The following is a 21214-nucleotide window of genomic DNA, read 5'->3' as shown; positions in this document are numbered from 1 at the left end:
TATTTTTATTTCTCAATATTATTTAGACTTTTCAGAAAAAATAATGATAATTTATAACTTTTTTCACACTCAAATCATTTAATACTATAAGAAAAAAGAAAAACAAAGAGGTGAGGGCTAACGTTCCCTCACACTCGTATAAATATTACTAGTCTTGCTTATTCGTTCGCTCTCTCTTACACCACATTCTTATTTTCTGGCTGTTTCACTAAAGCAGTTACTCCGCTTTCTTCTGCTCTTCTAGCTTTTTCTGTTCTTCCAATTTCTTTTGCTCTTCTACTTTTTTCTGTTCTTCCACTTTCTTTTGCTCTTCTACTTTCTTTTGTTCTTCTACTTTCTTCTGTTCTTCTACTTTCTTTTGTTCCTCTACTTTCTTTTGTTCCTCTACTTTCTTTTGTTCTTCGGCTTTCTTTTGTTCTTCGGCTTTCTTTTGTCCTTCCGCTTCAATTGCAACGTTTAATTGTTGCTGAAGAGCCTGGATTTGCTCATCAATAGCTTTCAAGCTAATTTCTTTCTCAATATAGTCACGCTTCTCTTTGATACTGCGGAAGCCTTCATTTACATATATGGACACTTGCTGCATCGACTCATCTTTATTTACCTTTAATTCTTCTTGTATTTGATTGTAAGGAGCTTCTATTTCAGTATATACATTTTGCAGGGCTTCCTTCTCAGCAACAATTTTCTCACGCCCTTGTTGCCATACAGAAATCGCCTGTTTTATTTCTTCAATAGAAGTTGCTTTCGATTTCCCCTTCATCGTTCCATACTCACGCTCAATAAACTGTTTATGTTTTTCAGATTGCTCTTTTAACGTATTAACTGTTTTCGGAAATATAATTGCTGTAGAAAGCGTCGCTTCTACTTTCGTTTCATGAATGAACGCCGCTTCTGTATGCGTCATAATTTGAGATCCTAAATAAAACGTAATAGAACACATACACGGCAATATAAGCATCTTTTTAAAATTACGCGGTCTTTTCAGCATCTTAATCTCTCCCATCGAACGTTACGTTCTTTATACAGAACATTACCTATATTATAGTAAAGAACTATTAAAATTGATAGACAAATACTAGAAAAATAGAAAAAGGGCTATCCATGTGATAGCCCTTTTTATTATTATCTTTCTTCACCTGCTGTTTGTTGTGCATCAAACGTCCAATTTAATTGTAACTTATCACCTTGGAATTGATTTTGATCTTTTCCATTATCAACGAACTCAAATTTCACTTTGAATTTATCGGATTTACCTGCTGAAATACCTTTTTCATCCCAGAACCAAGCCGATAAATCATTATCTACAGCTGTAAGTGTGTCACCTTTTAATTTATCTAAAGTAGTTTGTTTCACAATTGTCTCATGTTTATCTACATTTTTTAAGAATGTTACTTTAATATGTTTACCAAAATCATCTTTATTATCTTTCTTTACATCTTCTACATTATAATCTGTTTTCAGTAGAACCTTTTTAATATTTAAAGAACCTTTATTTTCTAGTTTAAATTCTTTTTCAATTGTATCCCCAGGTTTTAAATTCGATACGTTAACAACCGTTGATGGATTTAATGCTAAATCCAGTGTTCCAGCCGCAAATGTATTGTTTGACACTTCTTTATCACTGAAAAATGCAAATGTTCCTCCACCAACTAAAGCTGCTCCTAATACCGCTGATGTAATACCCATTCCTAATTTTTTCTTTAAAGTCATGTCCATATCCCCTTAATATATATTTGTTAACTTCCTAAACGGAAAGTATAACCAAACGAACTAGACGGATTGTTCTACTTTTTTATCTTTCTTTTCTCCGTCAATGCTACGAATAGCACCAAAAATAGAAATCGCGGAATAACCAAGTAAAAAGACTCCTGGAATAATAAGAAGTAATGCTGCTCCCGCTTTTGAATTCGCATAATTCAGTAAATAACCAACATACGGAACTGTAATATCTGCATACTTTCCAACTACATTTTCTGCAAGTACTGGCTCTAAATCTGGTCCGTTGTTGTTATCCCCTTTTGTTTCATACATTACTTTTCCATTTGTATCTTTCACACCGATAATACGGTGAGTGATAATTTTTTGATCTTTCTCTTTAAAGGTAATAACATCACCTTTTTGATATTTAGAACCATCTTTGTTTGGTTCTATTGCAATGATTGATCCTGTTAAAAACGTCGGCTCCATTGATCCTGAAAGAACGCTCTTAAATTGATATCCCATCACTGTCGGATCACCACCGCTTGCTTTTGAAGAAATAACTACAAAAGCTAAAAAAACCATCAATGCAAATAAAACAAATGAGATCGCGTTGCTAATTATCTTCCATATTAATTTCATCGTCTCTCTCCCTCTCCGTTGTTTTATATTATTTGAAGTATGCAATATCCACTTTGTTCTTTAACAAGAACACAAGTAAATGATATAACGAACTTTAAGTTATTGCAATAAGAAAATTTACAATTATTAGTTATTTTAAGTATAGAAAAAAGACTGTGCCAAAATTTTACACAGTCTTTTTATTAGTAATTTATTTACCTTCTGATTTCATTCCTTTTGTATTTCGGCGCAACACTACATATAAAATTGCTCCAAATAATACAATCGCACCTATCCCAACACTTATTACTTTCACATTTGAGTCTTTTACTTCAGGCATAGTTGTATCTTTTTTAGGCATCGTAAAAGTGACATCTTCTGTTGAAAGAACATTTACCGTCGCAATTGTTTGATTATTTTTCGTAATATCAACTGCACCAACTACCTCACCACGATGTATTCCTTTATGATATAAAGATTCTTTATCTAATGAAGCCGCCCGGAAAATAGTTTTCACATTTTTCCCTTCATCTTTCTTAAGCATAAGCTCCGCACTTTGTTCCAACTCAGAATTAACATCTTTATTTAAATATGTTGTTTTTTGATGCCAATTATGTTTATCAAGCACCATTTGCTTCGTAAATTGACCGAAAGAATATTCCGCCATCTGCTTCAAATCTTCATAAATTTCAGGTCTTTGAGAAGCCATTACTACGCTTATAATACGATTTCCATCTTTCTCATTTAATAAAACAAGTGTATTACGTGCTTCATTCGTAAACCCTGTCTTACCGCCAATGCTATATGGATTTTCAAAAAAATTAGATTTATTAAAAATAGACACCGTCTGCCTAGACGTCGTAACTGTCGTTCTTTTCGTATTCATCGCTTGTAAAATTTCAGGATACTTTTGCACACCCTTCGTAATCATAGCCATATCATACGGCGTCGTATAATGGTTCGGATCATGCAATCCATTCGGTGTTACAAAGTGGCTATCTTTCGCCCCCAATTGCTTCGCTTTCTCATTCATCATATTAGCGAAATTCTCAACACTCCCGCCAATCCGCTCCGCAATCGCATACGACACATCATTCGCACTCAGCACCATTAAAATCATAAGCGCAGTATTTCTATTAATTGTCTCTCCAGGTTGAAACTCAATTTGATAATTACTCTTCTCTTGATCTAATGCTAATTGTGAAAATGTAAATTGATCCTCTGGCTTTGTATGCTCCATGAGTAAAATCGCTGTTAACACCTTCGTCGTACTAGCAGGAAATGCGCGGTGATATGCGTTTTTGTCATACAAAACATCTCCTGTTTTTGCATCAATTGTCGTTGCAAACTGACTAAAAACATTCGGTCCTTCCACAGGTGGTGGTGCAACTTGTTCTGGATTTACTCCAATATTCGTCTCAGCACGCAATGTCATAGGTGTCAAAAAAAACGAACAAATAACTGTAATAAAAACCAAAATTTTCTTAAAATTTACCATATGACTCTCCCTTTTCCATTTACTCCTTAACAAAATAATAAATCTACCAATCATATGTAATTTGTATTATATTGGAAGAATTTTCACTATTTTTTACTATATCATACTTTTACGATGAAGAACATAAATATACAATAAAAATAAGAAGGAATTACTCTTTCTTATCCTTCTCATCAATCAACGAATCTATTAACTTTTGACTAGCTTCCTCGGGCGTAATCTCATCTGTTATTCCCATAAACGACCAACCTTTAGAATCAACCCACTCAACAAACTCTTGTAAAAATTCATCATGTGTAACATCCACATCAAGAATCGATCCATTAATCGAAATCGTTCTATTTTTAGACACACGCATCTTGAACGTTTTTCTTACCATTACAACTTTTCTCCCTCTACTTCTGAATATTTATAAAGTGAAACTTTCATCAACCCTCACCAATCGGACTTTTACGGCCATCCAGACTCCAACCTAACTTCTTTACTTTTGCTGAATTTCGAGGTAAGGGATCTTACTGCCTGCAAATAGCGAGATAAAATAATCATGTATCTCTGTTATACATGATTTTCAGTAAATTGTAAAAAGGATATATTGGCCAATTGGCATATTGAAACTGAAAATCTATCATTCTGCAAAAATATCAAATGATATGTAATTGATCATAAATGACTAAATAGATTCACATAAAAATAAAATAACTTACATTTTACCACACCAAATACAAATGACTTTCTTACAATGGAATGGAGTATACTAGAAGAAAACTTAAAATGAGGAGGAACCTCATGACGCGTTGTACGTATTGTAAAACGAAGTGGACAATAAAAGATGTATGGGCAATACTCGTGACATTTGAAAAGGATTGTCCGTATTGTTTTATGAGACAATATCTATCAAAGAAAACGGTGAACGCTATGCCAGAACTTATAAGCTTACCTTTACATTTCTTACTCCCTTTTCTTGTTGATTTGAGTGCTGAAGGTCCTTTGGATTGGTATCGTAAATAATATAACCACTACATCCAAAGACTACTTTCTACTAAATTCGCTTCTCATCATTATTCCTTCATACATTACTAGCATAATCGCTTATACTTTCCCTTTTGAAGATTCTCTAACTCAGCAGGAAGAGCGTCCCCTGAACAAGGTTTATCAATTATGACTTTAATAAACGATGATATATGCATACTGTTAAGCATAAAAAATTAGCATTAAGTTCCACTCAAATATTAATTGAAACCCAACACTCCATTTAATCTGTAATCTAGAATACAAGCAGTGTTTTTTATTATGCATTTTTGCATACAGTATTATTTTCTCTTGTAAATAGATAATAATGTTATATAATAAAACCAACATTTTACCAATAAAAGGTAATAATAAGTGGTGGAATAAGTAAATAACCAAAGCGTATTAACAGATTTGTTCTATGTAAATCATGATACATATATAGAATCAAAACTATGAAATTTTATCTTGTGATTAGATTACTACAAGATGAAAGATTCATAGCGAATACACTTAAGGAAAAAACGTTCCATTAGATTAATATGATATCTATCGAACGAATTGAGAATATACTTAGGGGGAATTTCAAGTGAAAACATTTGGTAAAGTATTATTAACAGGAGCTTTAGCTTTAGGCGGTTTAACAGCTATGAACATTGATACACCAAAGGCACATGCTGACGGAGCAAGCGAGTTCTGTCGTTATATTTGTGGTCCTAGCGAAACGTTGAATGGCTTCACAATTCAATTACACGCTACAGAGTACAGCTACGGCCAAAATATGATTGCAAAAATCACAAATGATAGAGCTGAAGATGTGCGCTATCGTGTAACTATTGAAAAGAAATGGGCAAGTGGCTGGGGTTACTATGAAACTGACTTCAATTTTGGCTCCGAATTACCAGCTGGAACAAACGAAGAATTTTACAATACAACTGGTTTTGGGGGACAACTTCCAGAAAACGGGGAATATCGTTACAAAGTTAAAATTACAAATGCTGACGGTTCTGTAGATACAATTTATACAGCTTCAATGACACTTACAGGAAGATAGCTCATGAACGAGCTCCATTATTTATACTTGTATTTTTGATGATATCATTGATAATTGCGGTGATATTATTATTATTGAAATAAGCTCTTCTGGGCTTATTTTTTATATACAAATTGGAATAATAATATTCAGAAAATTACATCTTTACACTATTGAAGTTTGTTGCTATTATAAGAATACGTCAAATGTTACAATATTCAACAAATTATATAAATCCTCCGATTACACGAATGAAAACACATTGCTGGTCGTAATATTTATAGTTGGGATCCCGTAGCTCAGCAGGGAGAGCGCCACCTTGACAGGGTGGAGGTCGTGAGTTCGAGCCTCTCCGGGGTCATATAAAAAAGAGACACCATATCAACCTTCTACGTGATATGGCGTCTCTTTTTTATCTCATTCAATTACTTCCCACCAAACATCTTCTCCAAAGACTTCGCATTTGCAAACAATACTTCTTTCAAGTTATCGTCAGCAACGATTTTATAGTCGCCATCTTTGTCTTTCTTTAAGTTCAATGTAACTTCGCGAGTTGCCATTGCTGCATCTTTATCTGTTAAGTTTTTGATGATAGTTGAGGTCATTGTTTTTTCGATTGCTTTTTCAGATTGTTCTTTGTCTTCACTAAATGCGCTAGCGAAGGCCATTGGCACAACTTCTCCCACTGCTTTTGTTACAGCAACGGATAGATCAGCAGATGTAATTTTCACTTTCACTTCTGCTTTGTCATCCTTTTTCGATACTTCTTCTAGCTTTTCAAATTTAAAGTTCTTTGTAATTGCACTTAGCATTGCTTTTGCCTCAGCATCATCTGTTTTTTCATTTAGTTTATTAAATTCCTTGTCACTCTCAACAAATGTACGAGCTTTTTCTACATCACCTTTTTGTATCGCTGTTAAAAATTCTTCTGTAGTATCTTTCGGATTTGCACACCCTGCTAAAACACCTGCTGTTAATCCTACTACCATCATTAATAGCAATAATCTCTTTATCTTTTGCACACTCATTCTCCTCTTATCTTTTCTAGTAAGTCAGCATCATACAATATTATGAAACTTACATTACAAACATTTTTTAGTATAGCATTTATATGATTCGTTTCCTATTAACTCCCAAAAGATAAAGGACCTTGCAGCATTCCTACAAGGTCCCTCTTCTATCAATCTATATCCGTAGCACAAATGAACCACATTTTCTGCTCCCTACTACCCGCCACCATCCACATACTCCAATCAAAAATCATAAGCAATAACCAAAGTGATATATTAATATCAGTAAATAATAAATATAAAATGTAATCTCTCTTTTGTATTGCTCCTCTATTCATCAAAATGTAAGCGGCACCGATAGGAGGAAAAAGACAAATATTTTTCTTAACGACCACGGATACAAAGTTACTGTCTGCATATGAATCTCCTTTTCATCATAATACTTGCTTCAACATCGGTCTCACTACCCTATATTCATCACTATAAGTTTCCTTTATAATTAAAGGCGGGTAATCACTTTTTTCTTCCTCAATCATTGTGAATACTTCTGTTTTCTCTTGTAATGTATTAGATTCTCTATCTTTAGTAGGTTTTTTACTTGTTTTAATTTTCTTTGTTACTTCGCCAAGTTTTTGCCCAACTTCTTCTACTTTGGCAGGTTCATTCGTAACATAGTATTCTTGTTCGTCCCATACTAATATAGGTGGCACTTGTTCTCTTTTGTTACATATTATATAAGTAGTACTAGCTACCAGTAGTATACAAGTTAATAAATAGAAGATAGTTCTTTTATTCATATACTACACTCCTTATCTATCATTTCATTGGATTATATAACACAAATTATTTACGGTAAATGGATTTGGTGGTAATTTTTAGGTTGAACAATAAAGAAAAACCTTACCGAAGTAAGGTTCCGTTTTTACATTCTATAGTGACTGATTAATTAATACGATCATTACAATAATTGCTATAAGCATAACAACTAAACAGCCGATTAATTTATAAAATCCTCGCTTCGTTAACGTCCCGCCTTGAACGTCTTTACGAATAAATAAGAATACGGCTAAAAATAATACAAGCCCAATGCCAAAAGCATACATCATTTGCATATGTTAATCTTCCTTTCTCTCCTCCATCTTAATATCTTTTTGCTAAAACAACAAATGAGATAAAGACGGTACTCATTGTAAGTGCCATAAGTATATTCAATAATATAGAAGAAACTTTTTTAAATTTCAGCACGTCTATTTTGAAGCGAAACACGGAACACTGTAAATAGCTGTTACTATATCTCCTCACTTCTTTTTTTAAAATTTAATATCTCCATATTTGTTTTATCCTTTTAAAATATTTCATTTATTTCTTTATTCCACGAAATGCGTTATTTGTTTTACGGTGTTTTTCGTCATATTTATAGAAACTAACTGTTTATGAAGCATTTTTTATGTTTAGCAACTTTTTTTGTAGAAATCCTTCACTTTCCTTTCAATATTTAACACTATCTAAATAAAGTTTACGGTAAATTCATAATTTTTTATTTTTTATACTATATTCCGTTATATTGTTGTATAATATCTATGAAAGCGCTTATTATTTCAATATACATAATTCAAACTATTTTTATCGAAACATTCTAACTATTATACCTATATTTAAATGCAACAATTATAGCTATTAGTATAGGCATACCAAATATATCCACCCCATTTTTCTGTAAAATTACTTTATAACATGAAAGATTAACTTGGGTGATAAGTTATTGTGAATGTTTTTTTACAAAACAGATAAGTAATAGTGTTTGGTATTATGTAAATTATTGTAATAACATAAGAGTAAAGAAAACATTTACATTGATTACTGATTCATTACTTATTGAAAAAGAGCAAAATGCACCTTTGTATGGAAAAGGATTATATGCATTGGGAGGTTTAAACAAATGACGAGGAAGAATACAACGACAAACCCTTGGGCCAAGTTCCACGGTCCGAACCTTGGTTATGTTATTGAGCAGTATGATCTTTACGTAACTGGAGCAGGTTCTGTTGATCCGGAATTACAAGAGCTTTTTGAAATTTTTGGAGCTCCTTCGTTTCAAGATGATGTCGTAACAGGGGACAACACAGCAACACATTTTTCTCCTCAAAACACAGGTAACATTGAAAAAATTCTTAAAGTCGTTCAACTTGTTGAGCAGATTCGTTCTTTCGGGCACACGTTGGCTCACATCAACCCGATGGAAGATGCTGCAAATGGACAATCTCTTCTTGAGAAAGCAATGAACGAACTGAGCAATGCTGACTTGAAAGCGATTCCAGCGAAAACAGTATGGCCAGATGCACCAGAAGGTATTCACACTGCACTTGATGTAATTCATAGATTAAAAGACGTTTATACAAAATCTTTAGCTTATGAATTTTCTCATATACAAGATAGTGAAGAACGCGCGTGGTTGCATCAAATGGTGGAATCAAATTCATTGCGTCAACCACTATCAAATAAAAAACGAACTGCTCTTTTAAAACGTTTAACAGCTGTTGAAGGTTTCGAGCAATTCTTGCATAAAACATTCGTTGGGCAAAAACGTTTCTCTATCGAGGGCGTTGATATGCTTGTACCTGTTTTAGATGAAATTGTTCTAGAAGGTGCTAAAAACGGCGTAGAGGATGTCATGATTGGTATGGCTCACCGCGGTCGCCTAAGCGTACTTGCTCACGTATTAGAAAAACCATATAGTCACATGTTTGCTGAGTTCAAACATGCAAAAATAGAAGGCGCAGTAGCCAATTCTGGCTGGACTGGCGACGTGAAATACCACCTAGGTAGAGAACAAGTCGTTAGTAACGAAGAAGTTAGCACTCGCGTTACATTAGCAAATAACCCGAGTCATCTTGAGTTCGTGAATCCTGTAGTAGAAGGTTTCGCACGTGCTGCTCAAGAGAATCGTAAAAAATCTGGTCTTCCAGATCAAGATACTTCAAAATCATTCGTAATTTTAGTTCATGGTGATGCTGCATTCCCTGGTCAAGGTATTGTATCTGAGACACTCAACTTAAGCAGATTGAACGCGTATCAAACAGGCGGAACGATTCATGTTATCGCAAACAATGCAGTTGGTTTTACGACTGATAGCTATGATTCTCGTTCTACGAAATATTCAAGTGACCTTGCAAAAGGTTTCGATATTCCGATTGTTCACGTGAACGCTGATGATCCGGAAGCTTGTCTTGCAGCTGCTAACCTTGCGATTCAATATCGCATGTTGTTCAAAAAAGATTTCTTAATCGATTTAATTGGTTACCGCCGCTACGGTCATAACGAAATGGATGATCCAGCAGTTACGCAACCACAAGTGTACAAAAAAATTAAAAACCATCCAACTGTAAGAGCAATTTATGCAGATCAATTACAAGCTGCTGGTGTTCTAAATGCAGATGAGGTTGAAACAATTACACAGTTTACACAAGAGCAATTAAAATCCGACTATGCACAAGTACCACCAGCTGATACGAGTGATGCAACAATTCACGTTAAAGTACCAGATGTTGTTGCAAAAGGTATTCAGTCAATTGATACTGGTGTTGAGATTGACTCACTTCGTGCAATTAATGAAGGTCTACTATCTTGGCCAGAAGGCTTTAACGTATATCCGAAAGTGAAGAAAATTCTTGAGCGCCGTAAAGATGCTCTTGAAGAGAACGGTAAAATTGAATGGGCACTTGCTGAATCATTAGCATTCGCTTCTATTTTACAAGAAGGTACGCCAATTCGTTTAACTGGTCAAGATTCACAGCGTGGTACATTCGCACACCGTCATATCGTATTACACGATACTGATACAAATGAAACATATTCACCGTTACATCGCTTACCAAACATTAATGCTTCGTTCTCTGTTCATAACAGTCCGTTATCAGAGGCTGCTGTTGTTGGTTACGAATATGGTTATAACGTATTCGCTCCAGAAACTCTTGTTATGTGGGAAGCGCAATATGGTGACTTCTCAAATACTGCGCAAGCATTATTTGATCAATATGTTTCAGCTGGAAGAGCAAAATGGGGTCAAAAATCTGGTTTAGTTCTTCTATTACCACACGGTTATGAAGGTCAAGGACCAGAGCACTCTAGTGCACGTCCAGAGCGTTTCTTACAGTTAGCTGCTGAGAATAACTGGACAGTTGCAAACTTAACGAGCGCGGCTCAATACTTCCATATCCTGCGTCGTCAAGCATCTATCTTAGGAACAGAAGCTGTTCGACCATTAGTATTGATGACGCCGAAGAGTTTATTACGTCACCCACTTACGCTTTCAACTGCTAGTCAGTTAAGCGAAGGACGTTTCCAACCTGCTTTAGAACAAGAAAACCTTGGCATGAAACCAAATAAAGTAAAACGTCTTGTTTTAAGCACAGGTAAAATGGCAATTGACTTAGCAGCAGAAATCGAGTCTGGTAAACATGAGTACAACTTAGACGAAGTTCATGTCGTTCGTATTGAGCAATTGTACCCATTCCCTGCTGAGAAAGTTCAATCTATTATTAAACGCTTTAAAAACTTAGAAGAAATCATTTGGGTTCAAGAAGAACCTCGTAATATGGGCGCATGGCATTACATGGCTCCAATTCTGTTCGAACTTGCTGGAGATAAAGTGAAAACAGGTTACATTGGACGTCCTGATCGCTCTAGTCCATCTGGCGGCGATCCATTCGCTCACAAAGCTGAGCAAGAACTAATTGTTGCACATGCTTTAGATGTGAAGTATAACTTCCGTCAAGATAAACAAGAAATTGAAGTTTACAGCAACTAAAAAGTAACAATGAAGGTTTCTAGCTTGTTCCTTGGGCAGAATATCTGCCCAAGGCCAGGCTAACAAATGGAGATTACCGAAGACAAAAGAAGAAAAAACACACCGTTAGGCAAATAAGGGGAGGACATTTAAAATGATCGAAATTAAAGTACCTGAGCTTGCAGAATCTATTACTGAAGGAACTATTTCACAATGGCTTATCAACGTAGGCGACAAAGTTGAGAAAGGTGGCAGCGTTGTTGAGCTTGAAACTGATAAAGTCAATGTAGAAATCATTGCAGAAGATTCAGGTATTGTATCGAAGTTACTAGGCGAACCTGGAGATACAGTTGAAGTTGGAGCAACTATCGCAATTTTAGATGCTAATGGAGCACCAGTTGCAGTAAGTACACCTGCACCGGCTGCTGAGCAACCAAAACAAGAAACGGCTGAAGCACCGAAAGCTGCGGCACCAAATGGTGAGCAAACTGCAACACTACAAGGTTTACCAAATACAAACCGTCCTATCGCATCACCAGCTGCTAGAAAAATGGCTCGTGAATTAGGAATCGACTTAAACGACGTACGTAGTACAGATCCACTTGGACGCGTGAGACCACATGATGTACAAGCTCATGCTGCAGCACCAAAAGAAGCACCAGCTGCTCCAAAGAGTCCAGCTCCTGCTCCAGTTGCAAAAACGGAATTCGAAAAACCAGTTGAGCGCGTGAAAATGTCCCGCCGCCGTCAAACAATTGCAAAACGTCTTGTAGAAGTTCAACAAACATCTGCAATGTTAACAACATTTAACGAAGTTGATATGAGTGCGATCATGGAATTACGTAAAGAACGCAAAGATGCTTTCGAGAAAAAACATGATGTACGTCTTGGCTTCATGTCATTCTTCACAAAAGCAGTTGTTGCAGCATTAAAACAATTCCCACTATTAAATGCTGAAATTCAAGGTGACGAGCTTATCATTAAAAAATTCTATGATATCGGTATTGCAGTAGCAGCTCCAGATGGATTAGTTGTTCCAGTTGTACGCGATGCTAACCAATTAAACTTCGCTGAAATCGAAAGCGAGATTCGTGAATTAGGTAAAAAAGCACGCGATAACAAACTTTCATTAAAAGAACTACAAGGTGGTACATTTACAATTACAAACGGTGGTGTATTCGGTTCTCTAATGTCAACACCGATCCTAAATAGCCCTCAAGTTGGTATTTTAGGAATGCATAAAATTCAAGTACGCCCAGTTGCAATTGATAACGAGCGTATGGAAAACCGCCCAATGATGTACATTGCTTTATCTTACGATCACCGTATTGTAGATGGTAAAGAAGCAGTTAGCTTCCTTGTTGCTGTTAAAGATATGCTTGAAGATCCAAAGTCATTATTATTAGAAGGTTGATAGATTAAAAATCTATTAAAGGCTGTAGAATGATTCATTCTACAGCCTTTTTTTATTGTGTTCATACGGGACAAATTTCATGACATAAGGTAATAATGTATGCCTAAACGTAAGGAGGATTAAAATGAATAACCTTCCAATTCATGCAAAACTTAAAGTAAATAAGGATACTTTCTTCCTCCCCGATTCAAACGGGGGTGTCTATTTTCGAAATAACGCCAGTTCATTTCGCATGGACGGTGATGGAATTTATGACTGGATTGAAAAATTAATGCCAATGTTTAACGGGAATTATTCTTTAGCAGAAATAACCGATGGCCTCCCTCTCCCCTATCAAAATCGAGTATTTGAAATTGGAGAGATTTTATATGAAAATGGTTTCGTTCGCGATGCAAATCAAGATGCACCTCATGAATTAAACAGTACATTACTCGACAGATATGCTTCACAAATTGAATTTTTAGAAGCTGATTCTCATTCAGGTGCTTTAAAATTTGAAACATACCGCGGAGCAAATGTCCTTGTACTTGGCTCCGGAGATATGCTTACTTCTTTAGTTTCTTCTTTATTAGAATCTGGTTTACCTACATTTCATTACCTCGTTACAGATCGAGATGAAACAAACTATGACAGAATACATGAGCTAATAGAACGTGCATATGAAGTTGATAATAGTGTACTCCTTCAAGAAATCGATACTACAATTGACCGTCCCTTGCATGAAGTATTCGAACCTTTTGATTGGATTTTATATGTTTCTCAAAATGGAGACATTGACGGTTTAAAAACAGTTCACACTATTTGTAGAGAAACGAAAAAGAATTTTATACCAGCTATTTGTTTATCAACACTCGGTATAGCTGGACCTGTCGTAACGGAAAATCGTGATGAATGCTGGGAATCCGCATGGCATCGGCTACATGAAACGACTTTGCAAAATGAAAATTCATCGGATTCCTTCTCACCAATTACATCTGCCATGTTAGCAAATGTAATCGTTTTTGAATTGTTTAAACATGTCGCGGATGATTCATATCGTGAAAAAGAATCACAATTCTTTTTATTAAACTATGAAACACTTGAAGGAACATGGCATCCTTTTATAAAACACCCTCTTGCAACTGATGAAAGTTTTACAATTGATACGATAGAAAATCTTTCTGAAAAACTTGAGCATCGGTCGAACCAACATACTTCAACTGATGTATTCCGATTTTTTGACTCATTAACTTCTAAAGAATCCGGTATATTCCATGTATGGGATGAACAAGATTCATATCAATTACCGTTATCACAGTGCTATATTCAAGTAGCCAATCCACTATCAGATGGCCCAGCTCCCCTTCTGCCTCTTATGACTCGCAGTGGATTGACTCATAATGAAGCACGCCGAGAAGCTGGTTTAACAGGAATTGAAACATATGTAGCAGAAATCATTCACCGCCTTATTCCTGAACATAACGATATCGGTATCGGGGCTGGAGAAACGATGACAGAAGGATTTTACCGGGCACTACAACAACATTTAAACAATAAATTGTATGAGCGGCAATCACATATGCTAGAAGAACTTACAACGATTGATTTAACTGATATTCACGATAAACATTGTAGATTTTATTACGATGCCCTTGCTACAATTCATGAAACACCTAAAATCGCAATGAGCGAAGAGATTCTTAGTTTTCCAGTCGTTTGGGTTGGTATAAATGATAGATGGTACGGTGCATCTAATATTAATATGACGTTAGCGTTACGGAACGCACTACAACTATCACTGCTCCACATTCAAAGTGAAGAGACTCCTTACAGAGCTAATATCTTGCCTGAATCGTCTATTATTTTATATGACACGGATTCTTTTAGAGTGGAAATACAAGCGGAAGAAGACATTCCAAGCGTACAATCTTTACAACTCGCCTTACAACATTTAGAAGAACATAATTTTTACCCATTCGTATTTGATTTAGCAATTGAACCATTTTTGAAAGAAAGCTTAGACGGTGTATACGGAGTATTAATTGCAAAGGAGGACGGTCTATGACTCAAAATATATTGCTTATAGGAGATGGCCTTCTTGCAGACTATGTACATGATCAATTATGCAAACAATATTCCATCATTCGCCAGCATACCCTTACAGAAGAACTTCCTGAAAATATTCATCTCGCTCTCGTATTACATGATGGATCTCCTTCTACTATTCATCATGATGCTGAGCTAATTTTTCGGTCAAAACATATCCCGTGGCTACGTGGTTTTACTTCATTTGGCGAAGGTATTATCGGTCCTTACATTCATCCTCTTGCGCCCGGATGTTCCCATTGTTCTGATGGACGCCGTTTTATCGCTGGCTTTGATCAAAAAGAAATGTGGGAACTACAGCGGAAATATGCCTTTAAAGCAGATAATGTAACGAGGCGTGATGTACGTGCCACCCAAAATGGAATGTTGCAAATGTGCCATATTATTTGCGCAGAAACAGAAAAAATATTAACTCATAACCATTCCTCTTTAGAAAATGAACTTATTTTACTAAACTTACAAACATTACAATGTACGCGGCATTCTTTTCTTCCAGATCCTCTCTGTCCTGTATGTAGTAATTTACCTGATGATACTGCGGATGCGGCGGAAGTTTCTTTACAACCGAGTTTAAAAGTAAGCACCGAAACGTATCGCTGCCGTTCCATTCATGAATTAAACACATTTTTAACAAGAGACTATTTAGATTATCGGGTCGGTATGTTGAACGGCAAAATACAGCATTCTTTATTACCATTCGCTGACGTCATTATAAACATGCCATTAATGTTTGGAAATGAAGGTGTTGCAGGCCGAACTCATTCATTTGCAGTGAGTGAAGCAACTGCCATTTTAGAAGGTTTAGAACGATATTGCGGTATGTCGCCTCGTGGAAAAAAAACAAATGTGCATGGTAGTTTTCATGATTTAGAGGAACATGCACTAAATCCCCTCACACTCGGTGTACATACAAATGAACATTACAATCGTAATAATTTTCCATTTAAACCGTTTGATCCTGATTATGAGCAAAACTGGGTATGGGGATATTCTTTATCACAAAACAGACCGCTTTTAGTTCCTGAATCAATTGCTTATTACAGCCTCGGTCATCGAGATGCTTTCGTGTATGAAACATCAAATGGATGTGCAATTGGCGGTAGTTTAGAAGAAGCGATTTTTCACGGCATTTTAGAAATTGTAGAGCGTGATGCCTTCTTACTCACTTGGTATGCCGAATTACCTCTTCCCCGCCTTGATCTTAATTCAGCAAATGATACAGAATTACAATTAATGATCCAGCGGTTACGTACGATTACCGGATATGAATTATACGCTTTTAATGCGACGATGGAACACGGCATCCCGAGCTTATGGGTAATTGCAAAAAATACGCGTGAAAATGGAATGAACGTTGTTTGTGCGGGAGGCGCTCATTTAGATCCTATTCGAGCCTTAAAAAGCGCCATTCAAGAAATAGCAGGCATGTTACTTATAACAGACGATGAGCTCGAGCACAAAAGAGAATACTACGAAAAATGCTTACAAGATCCTTATTTCGTTAATAAAATGGAAGACCATAGTATGCTGTATGGATTGAAAGAAACGGAAGAACGTCTTCACTTCCTTTTACGAGAAGATGCACCGGTGCAAACGTTCCAAGAAATGAATGTATCACAATCATTTGATATGGATTTAACATCCGATCTCCACCAACTTTTAAATCGTTTGCATCAATCTAATCTGGAAATAATTGTTGTAGATCAAACCGTTCCCCTTATAGAAAAGAACGGACTATACTGTGTAAAAGTTATTATTCCAGGCATGTTACCGATGACGTTCGGACACCATCTTACTCGGGTTACAGGATTGGACCGGGTATATACCGTACCGATGACACTTGGATATACAGACGAACCTTTAACGAATGAAAAATTAAATCCACATCCACATCCGTTTCCATAGTAAAGGAGGGATTTCATGCAGCTAGATACTTTTTTACATCATCTCCATTTCTCTATCGATGAAATTATGCCGAATCATGAGGTGGACTGGAAAGACGCACCGCTTCCTTATAAATTATATCGAAATGTACCTACCATCCCGCTCTCCTTAGAAATCCCGTTATCTTTATCGAACTCTTCTACTACACCTACTCTAAATGAGATTGGTTATTACCTTTGGTATTCATTTGGTGTAACACAATTATGTCAGCTAAATAGCGAGAGAAATGTATTACGTAGATCCATTCCTTCAGGCGGTGCCTTATACCCGAATGAATTGTATATCTATTTAAAGGTTGACGATTATCCAGACGGCATTTACCATTATGACGCCGCACATCACCGACTTATTTTACTTCGCGAAGGAAATTTCGATTCTTATTTAACAGACGCACTCGGTAATCGCTGTAATATACATGATTGTTTCGGTGCTGCATTCGTATCGACTATGTTTTGGAAAAACTTCTTTAAATACAATAACTTTTCATATCGACTTCAAGGATTAGATAGCGGGGTTCTCATTGGACAATTACTAGAATGTGCAAAACAGTTCGGTTATACGAACGGCGTATACTTTCAATTTCTAGACCGTGCACTGAACCATTTACTCGGATTGTCAGAAGGTGAAGAAAGTTTGTATGCCGTTATTCCTTTAAGTACAGAGCCAGAAACTAATTGGTTTCACAATGATTACCGTGAAAATAAAACAGTTACTTCTCATGAGTTGTTGCAACAAATTCCGCCGCTCGCACATGAACATTTCATTCGCTCAAAACATGTAGATGAATATCCGATGATAACAAAAATAAATGAAGCTTCTATGATCGAATCGACAGCACACTTCCAAACACTACATCATGAAGAGCACTATCAACATAATACGTACGCTGTACAGCTACCAAAAGTAGAACGGTTATCGTATGATTTCTTGCAACTTTGCAGAAAACGATATTCTCCTGATGCGGACTTTATTTTAACGAAATGGGATGCAGCCGAGCTCGCTACTTTACTACAAGAAGCGAGTCTCTCCTTCCCCTATTACAACGATCTTGACGGTAAGTATACAAATGAAAATACACGCATCTCCTTATATGGATGTTTTTATAACGTGAAAAATATTAAAAACGGGGCTTACGCTTATAACAGTAAAACACATTCCATACAACCAATTCGATATGGAGACCTTCGCTACCCACTTCAGTCTAGTATGACGATGGATAACGTTAACCTTTTTCAAGTACCACTTTGCTTACATGTAGTCGGAAAGAAAGATTACTATACACGTGCATTAGGCTATAGAGGATACCGCATTCACCAAATGGAAGCAGGTATACTCGTTCATAAACTCATTTTCGCTGCAACTGCTATGGGGATGGGCGGGCATCCGTTACTAAGTTTTGATACAAATTCATGTGATCAATTGTACGGTATTGATGCTGGGAATGAAACATCTCTTATTCAAGTTCCAGTTGGGGCATATCGGGCGCGGAATTGGTTAAAAGGGGCTTTGCATAGTTAAAAGCACGCCGATGGACGGCGTGCTTTTTTACTAGATTAACTTAAAAATACTCTTAATTTGTCTAGCAAATAACCAATTTTTCGTACCGTAGTTATCATTTAAACTATCTAAATTAATAGATTGTCCATTAGCAAACTTTAATTCTAACGTAGTATTTTTGTCATTTGTTTTTAAATTACTATTGGTAATGGCATCATACTTTAATTTTTCAATCTCAACATATTCGTCTTTTTCTTGTCCAATCACGACATGGTCTTGGAAGAAGAAAAAGACTTCTACTTTTTTACCGAAACAAAATACGTTTTTCGTATAAATTAATGTCGCGTTATCAAGTCCGACACATACTTCTTTCATTTCTTCCACAACGTGTCCAAAGTCTTCTTCATGTCTTGCATTTGATTCAGCAATCCATTCTTCGATTGTTTTCATGTTAATTGCCATACTGCGCCCCCTGGTTCGTTCATTGCTTCGTTTAAAAAATAAATACTATATGAAAATATAAGCGATACGTACGATGTTTTCAAGGGGGCACGGTATATTCAAAATAAAGTGAAACTTTATTTACTCCCTCATTGTAAAAAAAATAGCACTTTAAAAAGTGCTATTCCGCTCTCCTTGCCGCTTGCTGAATTGGGTCCCACACGCTGTTATATGGTGGTGCATAACTTAAGTCGACATCTTCTAAATCATGAATACTCATTTTATTGAAAAGCGCCATCGCAATCACATCAATACGTTTATCTACGCCTTCTTCTCCAATTACTTGTCCACCTAATAATTGTTTCGTGTCAGAACGGTATAGTAATTTTAAGTAAAGTGGTTTCGCATTTGGATAATAGCCTGCCATATTTGTGGAATCTACTTTGACTGTTTTATACGGGATATGTAGTCCTTTTGCTTCTTTTTCATTTAAGCCTGTTCTTGCAAGCGTCAAATTCATAAATTTAATAATGCCTGTACCTAACGTTCCTTTAAAAGCTCTTCGTTTATCCAGCATATTCAGCCCGGCAAGTCGCCCTTGTTTATTTGCAGTTGTTCCAATTGGAATATGGTCATAAATTTCTTTTATCACGTGATAATGTGTCGCACAATCACCAGCTGCATATACATCTTGCACATTCGTCTGCATATATGCATTTACCTCGATGGCCCCTTTATGATTTGTACGTATGTTCGTTCCTTCAAGAAAATCAGTATTCGGCTTCACTCCGACAGATACTAAAACAAGATCCGCTTTATACGTACCTTTATCCGTTTCAACTGCTTCTACTCGTTCATTCCCTTTGAACGCTTTTACATTTTCATTCGTTAAAATTTCAATATGATGTTTATCTGCTTCTTTATGTATATACTCCGCCATATCCGCATCATAAATCGTACCGATATGATCATTTCGCTCAATCATTCTTACTTTCTTACCAAGTTCGACGAATGTTTCTGCCATTTCCAGTCCGATTGCACCACCTCCAATAATCGTTACATCTTCAACTTTACTCGTTTCTAGCGTTTTTAATATGCGCTCAGCATCAGGAATTGTTTTTAAAAGATGAACACCTTGTAATTCCCGTCCCTCCCATTCTGGCATAACAGGACGCACTCCAGTCGCAATTAATAATCGATCATATGGAAATTCAAAGACATCTTTCGTCTTCGTATGCTCTGCATACACCATTTTCTTTTCCGTATCTACTTTCGTTACTTCATGACGCACTTTCGCATCAATTCCATATTTCTCACGAAACGTCTTCACGTTGCGCGCGATTAACTTTTCAGTTGAAGCGATAGCACCACTAATGACATACGGTAATCCACACTGAGCGTATGAATAAATTTCACCTTTTTCTAAAGTTACAACATTTGCATTTTCATCGTTTCTAACAATTTGCATAGCTGCACTCATACCAGCTGCATCTCCGCCAATAATGACATAGTTCACTTTACCACTCCTTCTTTTTTACATATTCTTTACGTTTTCCATATTTTATAGAAATAACACCTACTTCCATTGTAAAGAAAGAGAATTTCATCTTCAAATTTGGTGCACAAACTTATGTATGAATAGGTAACTGTCGTGTCTTATAAACAACATGTTTAATATGCTATAACAGTAACTATTGAAAGTAGGTGAAACATACATGTGCGCTGGTCTTCTCGCTCAGTTTCCAGAGGAACCGAAAGAACCGAAAGCCGCCCTCCCGCTTGAACAAGAATTTACCGTTAATGCAACATTATACAGTGCTCGCGCTTGGTTATCAGACAATGATACTTTCTCTCAAACTATTTGGAAAGCCACTCGCTTTGCTTCTGCATCACATGCTGGTAAGTCCATCTTCCCCGTCGGTACTATTAAAGTTGTAAATGTTTCTGATGATACAATAACGGTTACTATATCATCAGAATCAGATGATGCACTCAAAATAGTCGTTCCTCCTCATTCTGAAGCTGCCTTAACGTCTAGTTCTTTATCTGATGTGCAAGCCAGTACATCCGGGGGAGCAAGTAAAGTCACATTTCTCTTTCATATCTTTTTCTCTAGGGATCCTGGTACAGCTAAATAACGATAGAAAAGGTACAGCAATATACACTGTACCTTTTTCAA

18 protein-coding genes, 1 tRNA gene and 2 pseudogenes are annotated in these 21214 nt (G+C 36.2%); 9 read left to right on the top strand and 12 right to left on the bottom strand.

Going from position 1 to position 21214, the window contains the following annotated elements; genetic code table 11:
- Positions 1-217: 217 nt before the first annotated feature.
- From MR143_RS19990 to MR143_RS19970, 5 genes are all read right to left on the bottom strand, one after another.
- Positions 218-988, bottom strand: a complete 771-nt coding sequence (locus MR143_RS19990) for a DUF4047 domain-containing protein (protein ID WP_242280897.1) — start codon at positions 986-988, stop codon at positions 218-220.
- Between the two features lie 134 nt (positions 989-1122).
- Positions 1123-1710, bottom strand: a complete 588-nt coding sequence (locus MR143_RS19985; protein WP_000172854.1) for a CalY family protein — start codon at positions 1708-1710, stop codon at positions 1123-1125.
- A 60-nt stretch (positions 1711-1770) separates the two neighbouring features.
- The gene (gene sipW / locus MR143_RS19980) at positions 1771-2340 is read right to left on the bottom strand and encodes a signal peptidase I SipW (protein ID WP_000767792.1); all 570 of its coding nucleotides are present in this window, start codon (positions 2338-2340) and stop codon (positions 1771-1773) included.
- Positions 2341-2530: 190 nt separating this feature from the next.
- Complete coding sequence (locus MR143_RS19975; RefSeq protein WP_000247035.1) at positions 2531-3817, bottom strand: D-alanyl-D-alanine carboxypeptidase family protein; 1287 nt, start codon at positions 3815-3817, stop codon at positions 2531-2533.
- 151 nt (positions 3818-3968) lie between these two features.
- Entirely contained in the window at positions 3969-4196 is a 228-nt protein-coding gene (locus MR143_RS19970; protein ID WP_000251856.1) for a hypothetical protein, read from the bottom strand.
- A gap of 407 nt (positions 4197-4603) precedes the next feature.
- Between MR143_RS19970 and MR143_RS19965 the strand changes: the two genes are divergently transcribed.
- The 3 genes from MR143_RS19965 (at position 4604) to MR143_RS19955 (ending at position 6219) form a co-directional block, all read left to right on the top strand.
- A complete protein-coding gene (locus MR143_RS19965; RefSeq protein ID WP_000196288.1) occupies positions 4604-4825 on the top strand; it encodes a hypothetical protein in 222 nt (73 codons plus the stop codon).
- A 589-nt stretch (positions 4826-5414) separates the two neighbouring features.
- On the top strand, positions 5415-5879 hold the full coding sequence (locus MR143_RS19960; RefSeq protein WP_000846650.1) for a hypothetical protein: 465 nt from the start codon (positions 5415-5417) through the stop codon (positions 5877-5879).
- A gap of 267 nt (positions 5880-6146) precedes the next feature.
- Positions 6147-6219: transfer RNA gene (locus tag MR143_RS19955), tRNA-Val, on the top strand.
- 64 nt (positions 6220-6283) lie between these two features.
- Here MR143_RS19955 and MR143_RS19950 read toward each other — a convergent pair.
- The 5 genes and pseudogenes from MR143_RS19950 to MR143_RS33480 form a co-directional block, all read right to left on the bottom strand.
- The gene (locus MR143_RS19950; protein ID WP_001169497.1) at positions 6284-6880 is read right to left on the bottom strand and encodes a DUF4878 domain-containing protein; all 597 of its coding nucleotides are present in this window, start codon (positions 6878-6880) and stop codon (positions 6284-6286) included.
- 158 nt (positions 6881-7038) lie between these two features.
- A pseudogene (locus MR143_RS19945) lies at positions 7039-7286 on the bottom strand (hypothetical protein).
- A gap of 16 nt (positions 7287-7302) precedes the next feature.
- On the bottom strand, positions 7303-7665 hold the full coding sequence (locus MR143_RS19940) for a hypothetical protein (protein WP_002181770.1): 363 nt from the start codon (positions 7663-7665) through the stop codon (positions 7303-7305).
- A gap of 132 nt (positions 7666-7797) precedes the next feature.
- Positions 7798-7980, bottom strand: coding sequence for a DUF3976 domain-containing protein (locus MR143_RS19935; protein ID WP_001178294.1), 183 nt, complete (start codon positions 7978-7980; stop codon positions 7798-7800).
- 28 nt (positions 7981-8008) lie between these two features.
- Positions 8009-8083, bottom strand: a pseudogene (locus MR143_RS33480) (permease); the annotation flags it as partial.
- A gap of 724 nt (positions 8084-8807) precedes the next feature.
- On the opposite strand from MR143_RS33480, the gene odhA reads away from it, so the two are divergent.
- The 5 genes from odhA to MR143_RS19910 all read left to right on the top strand — a co-directional run bounded on the left by odhA (position 8808) and on the right by MR143_RS19910 (position 18615).
- A complete protein-coding gene (gene odhA, locus MR143_RS19930) occupies positions 8808-11675 on the top strand; it encodes a 2-oxoglutarate dehydrogenase E1 component (protein ID WP_000197156.1) in 2868 nt (955 codons plus the stop codon).
- 133 nt (positions 11676-11808) lie between these two features.
- Positions 11809-13068 (top strand): 2-oxoglutarate dehydrogenase complex dihydrolipoyllysine-residue succinyltransferase, encoded by a 1260-nt coding sequence (gene odhB / locus MR143_RS19925; RefSeq protein WP_000569894.1) that lies wholly within the window; start codon positions 11809-11811, stop codon positions 13066-13068.
- 124 nt (positions 13069-13192) lie between these two features.
- Positions 13193-15112 carry a putative thiazole-containing bacteriocin maturation protein gene (locus tag MR143_RS19920; RefSeq protein WP_001061558.1) on the top strand — a complete coding sequence of 640 codons (1920 nt, stop codon included), beginning with the start codon at positions 13193-13195 and terminating at the stop codon, positions 15110-15112.
- The gene (locus MR143_RS19915; RefSeq protein WP_000192987.1) at positions 15109-17058 is read left to right on the top strand and encodes a TOMM precursor leader peptide-binding protein; all 1950 of its coding nucleotides are present in this window, start codon (positions 15109-15111) and stop codon (positions 17056-17058) included. Before MR143_RS19920 ends, MR143_RS19915 begins: the two co-directional genes overlap by 4 nt.
- 15 nt (positions 17059-17073) lie before the next feature.
- A complete protein-coding gene (locus tag MR143_RS19910) occupies positions 17074-18615 on the top strand; it encodes a SagB family peptide dehydrogenase (protein WP_001175551.1) in 1542 nt (513 codons plus the stop codon).
- A 30-nt stretch (positions 18616-18645) separates the two neighbouring features.
- Here MR143_RS19910 and MR143_RS19905 read toward each other — a convergent pair whose 3' ends face one another.
- Positions 18646-19056 (bottom strand): DUF3908 family protein, encoded by a 411-nt coding sequence (locus MR143_RS19905; protein WP_000996782.1) that lies wholly within the window; start codon positions 19054-19056, stop codon positions 18646-18648.
- 160 nt (positions 19057-19216) lie between these two features.
- Complete coding sequence (locus MR143_RS19900) at positions 19217-20551, bottom strand: FAD-dependent oxidoreductase (protein WP_001110237.1); 1335 nt, start codon at positions 20549-20551, stop codon at positions 19217-19219.
- 199 nt (positions 20552-20750) lie between these two features.
- Between MR143_RS19900 and MR143_RS19895 the strand changes: the two genes are divergently transcribed.
- Positions 20751-21173, top strand: a complete 423-nt coding sequence (locus tag MR143_RS19895) for a hypothetical protein (RefSeq protein ID WP_000332396.1) — start codon at positions 20751-20753, stop codon at positions 21171-21173.
- Positions 21174-21214 lie beyond the last annotated feature (41 nt).

It is taken from the genome of Bacillus cereus group sp. BfR-BA-01347 (genome assembly GCF_022663835.1).
Lineage (GTDB): Bacteria > Bacillota > Bacilli > Bacillales > Bacillaceae_G > Bacillus_A > Bacillus_A thuringiensis_K.
Note: the sequence above shows the minus strand (reverse complement) of the source record. Positions and strands in the feature narration are given on the sequence as shown.

What these genes read in the sequence shown, in the direction of transcription:
- MR143_RS19990 (WP_242280897.1), bottom strand. Translation starts at nt 988, where the DNA reads ATGCTGAAAAGACCGCGTAATTTTAAAAAGATGCTTATATTGCCGTGT.
- odhB (WP_000569894.1), top strand. Translation starts at nt 11,809, where the DNA reads ATGATCGAAATTAAAGTACCTGAGCTTGCAGAATCTATTACTGAAGGA.
- MR143_RS19965 (WP_000196288.1), top strand. Translation starts at nt 4,604, where the DNA reads ATGACGCGTTGTACGTATTGTAAAACGAAGTGGACAATAAAAGATGTA.
- MR143_RS19905 (WP_000996782.1), bottom strand. Translation starts at nt 19,056, where the DNA reads ATGGCAATTAACATGAAAACAATCGAAGAATGGATTGCTGAATCAAAT.
- MR143_RS19940 (WP_002181770.1), bottom strand. Translation starts at nt 7,665, where the DNA reads ATGAATAAAAGAACTATCTTCTATTTATTAACTTGTATACTACTGGTA.
- MR143_RS19920 (WP_001061558.1), top strand. Translation starts at nt 13,193, where the DNA reads ATGAATAACCTTCCAATTCATGCAAAACTTAAAGTAAATAAGGATACT.
- MR143_RS19895 (WP_000332396.1), top strand. Translation starts at nt 20,751, where the DNA reads ATGTGCGCTGGTCTTCTCGCTCAGTTTCCAGAGGAACCGAAAGAACCG.
- MR143_RS19935 (WP_001178294.1), bottom strand. Translation starts at nt 7,980, where the DNA reads ATGCAAATGATGTATGCTTTTGGCATTGGGCTTGTATTATTTTTAGCC.
- MR143_RS19915 (WP_000192987.1), top strand. Translation starts at nt 15,109, where the DNA reads ATGACTCAAAATATATTGCTTATAGGAGATGGCCTTCTTGCAGACTAT.
- MR143_RS19985 (WP_000172854.1), bottom strand. Translation starts at nt 1,710, where the DNA reads ATGACTTTAAAGAAAAAATTAGGAATGGGTATTACATCAGCGGTATTA.
- MR143_RS19975 (WP_000247035.1), bottom strand. Translation starts at nt 3,817, where the DNA reads ATGGTAAATTTTAAGAAAATTTTGGTTTTTATTACAGTTATTTGTTCG.
- MR143_RS19910 (WP_001175551.1), top strand. Translation starts at nt 17,074, where the DNA reads ATGCAGCTAGATACTTTTTTACATCATCTCCATTTCTCTATCGATGAA.
- MR143_RS19970 (WP_000251856.1), bottom strand. Translation starts at nt 4,196, where the DNA reads ATGGTAAGAAAAACGTTCAAGATGCGTGTGTCTAAAAATAGAACGATT.
- odhA (WP_000197156.1), top strand. Translation starts at nt 8,808, where the DNA reads ATGACGAGGAAGAATACAACGACAAACCCTTGGGCCAAGTTCCACGGT.
- sipW (WP_000767792.1), bottom strand. Translation starts at nt 2,340, where the DNA reads ATGAAATTAATATGGAAGATAATTAGCAACGCGATCTCATTTGTTTTA.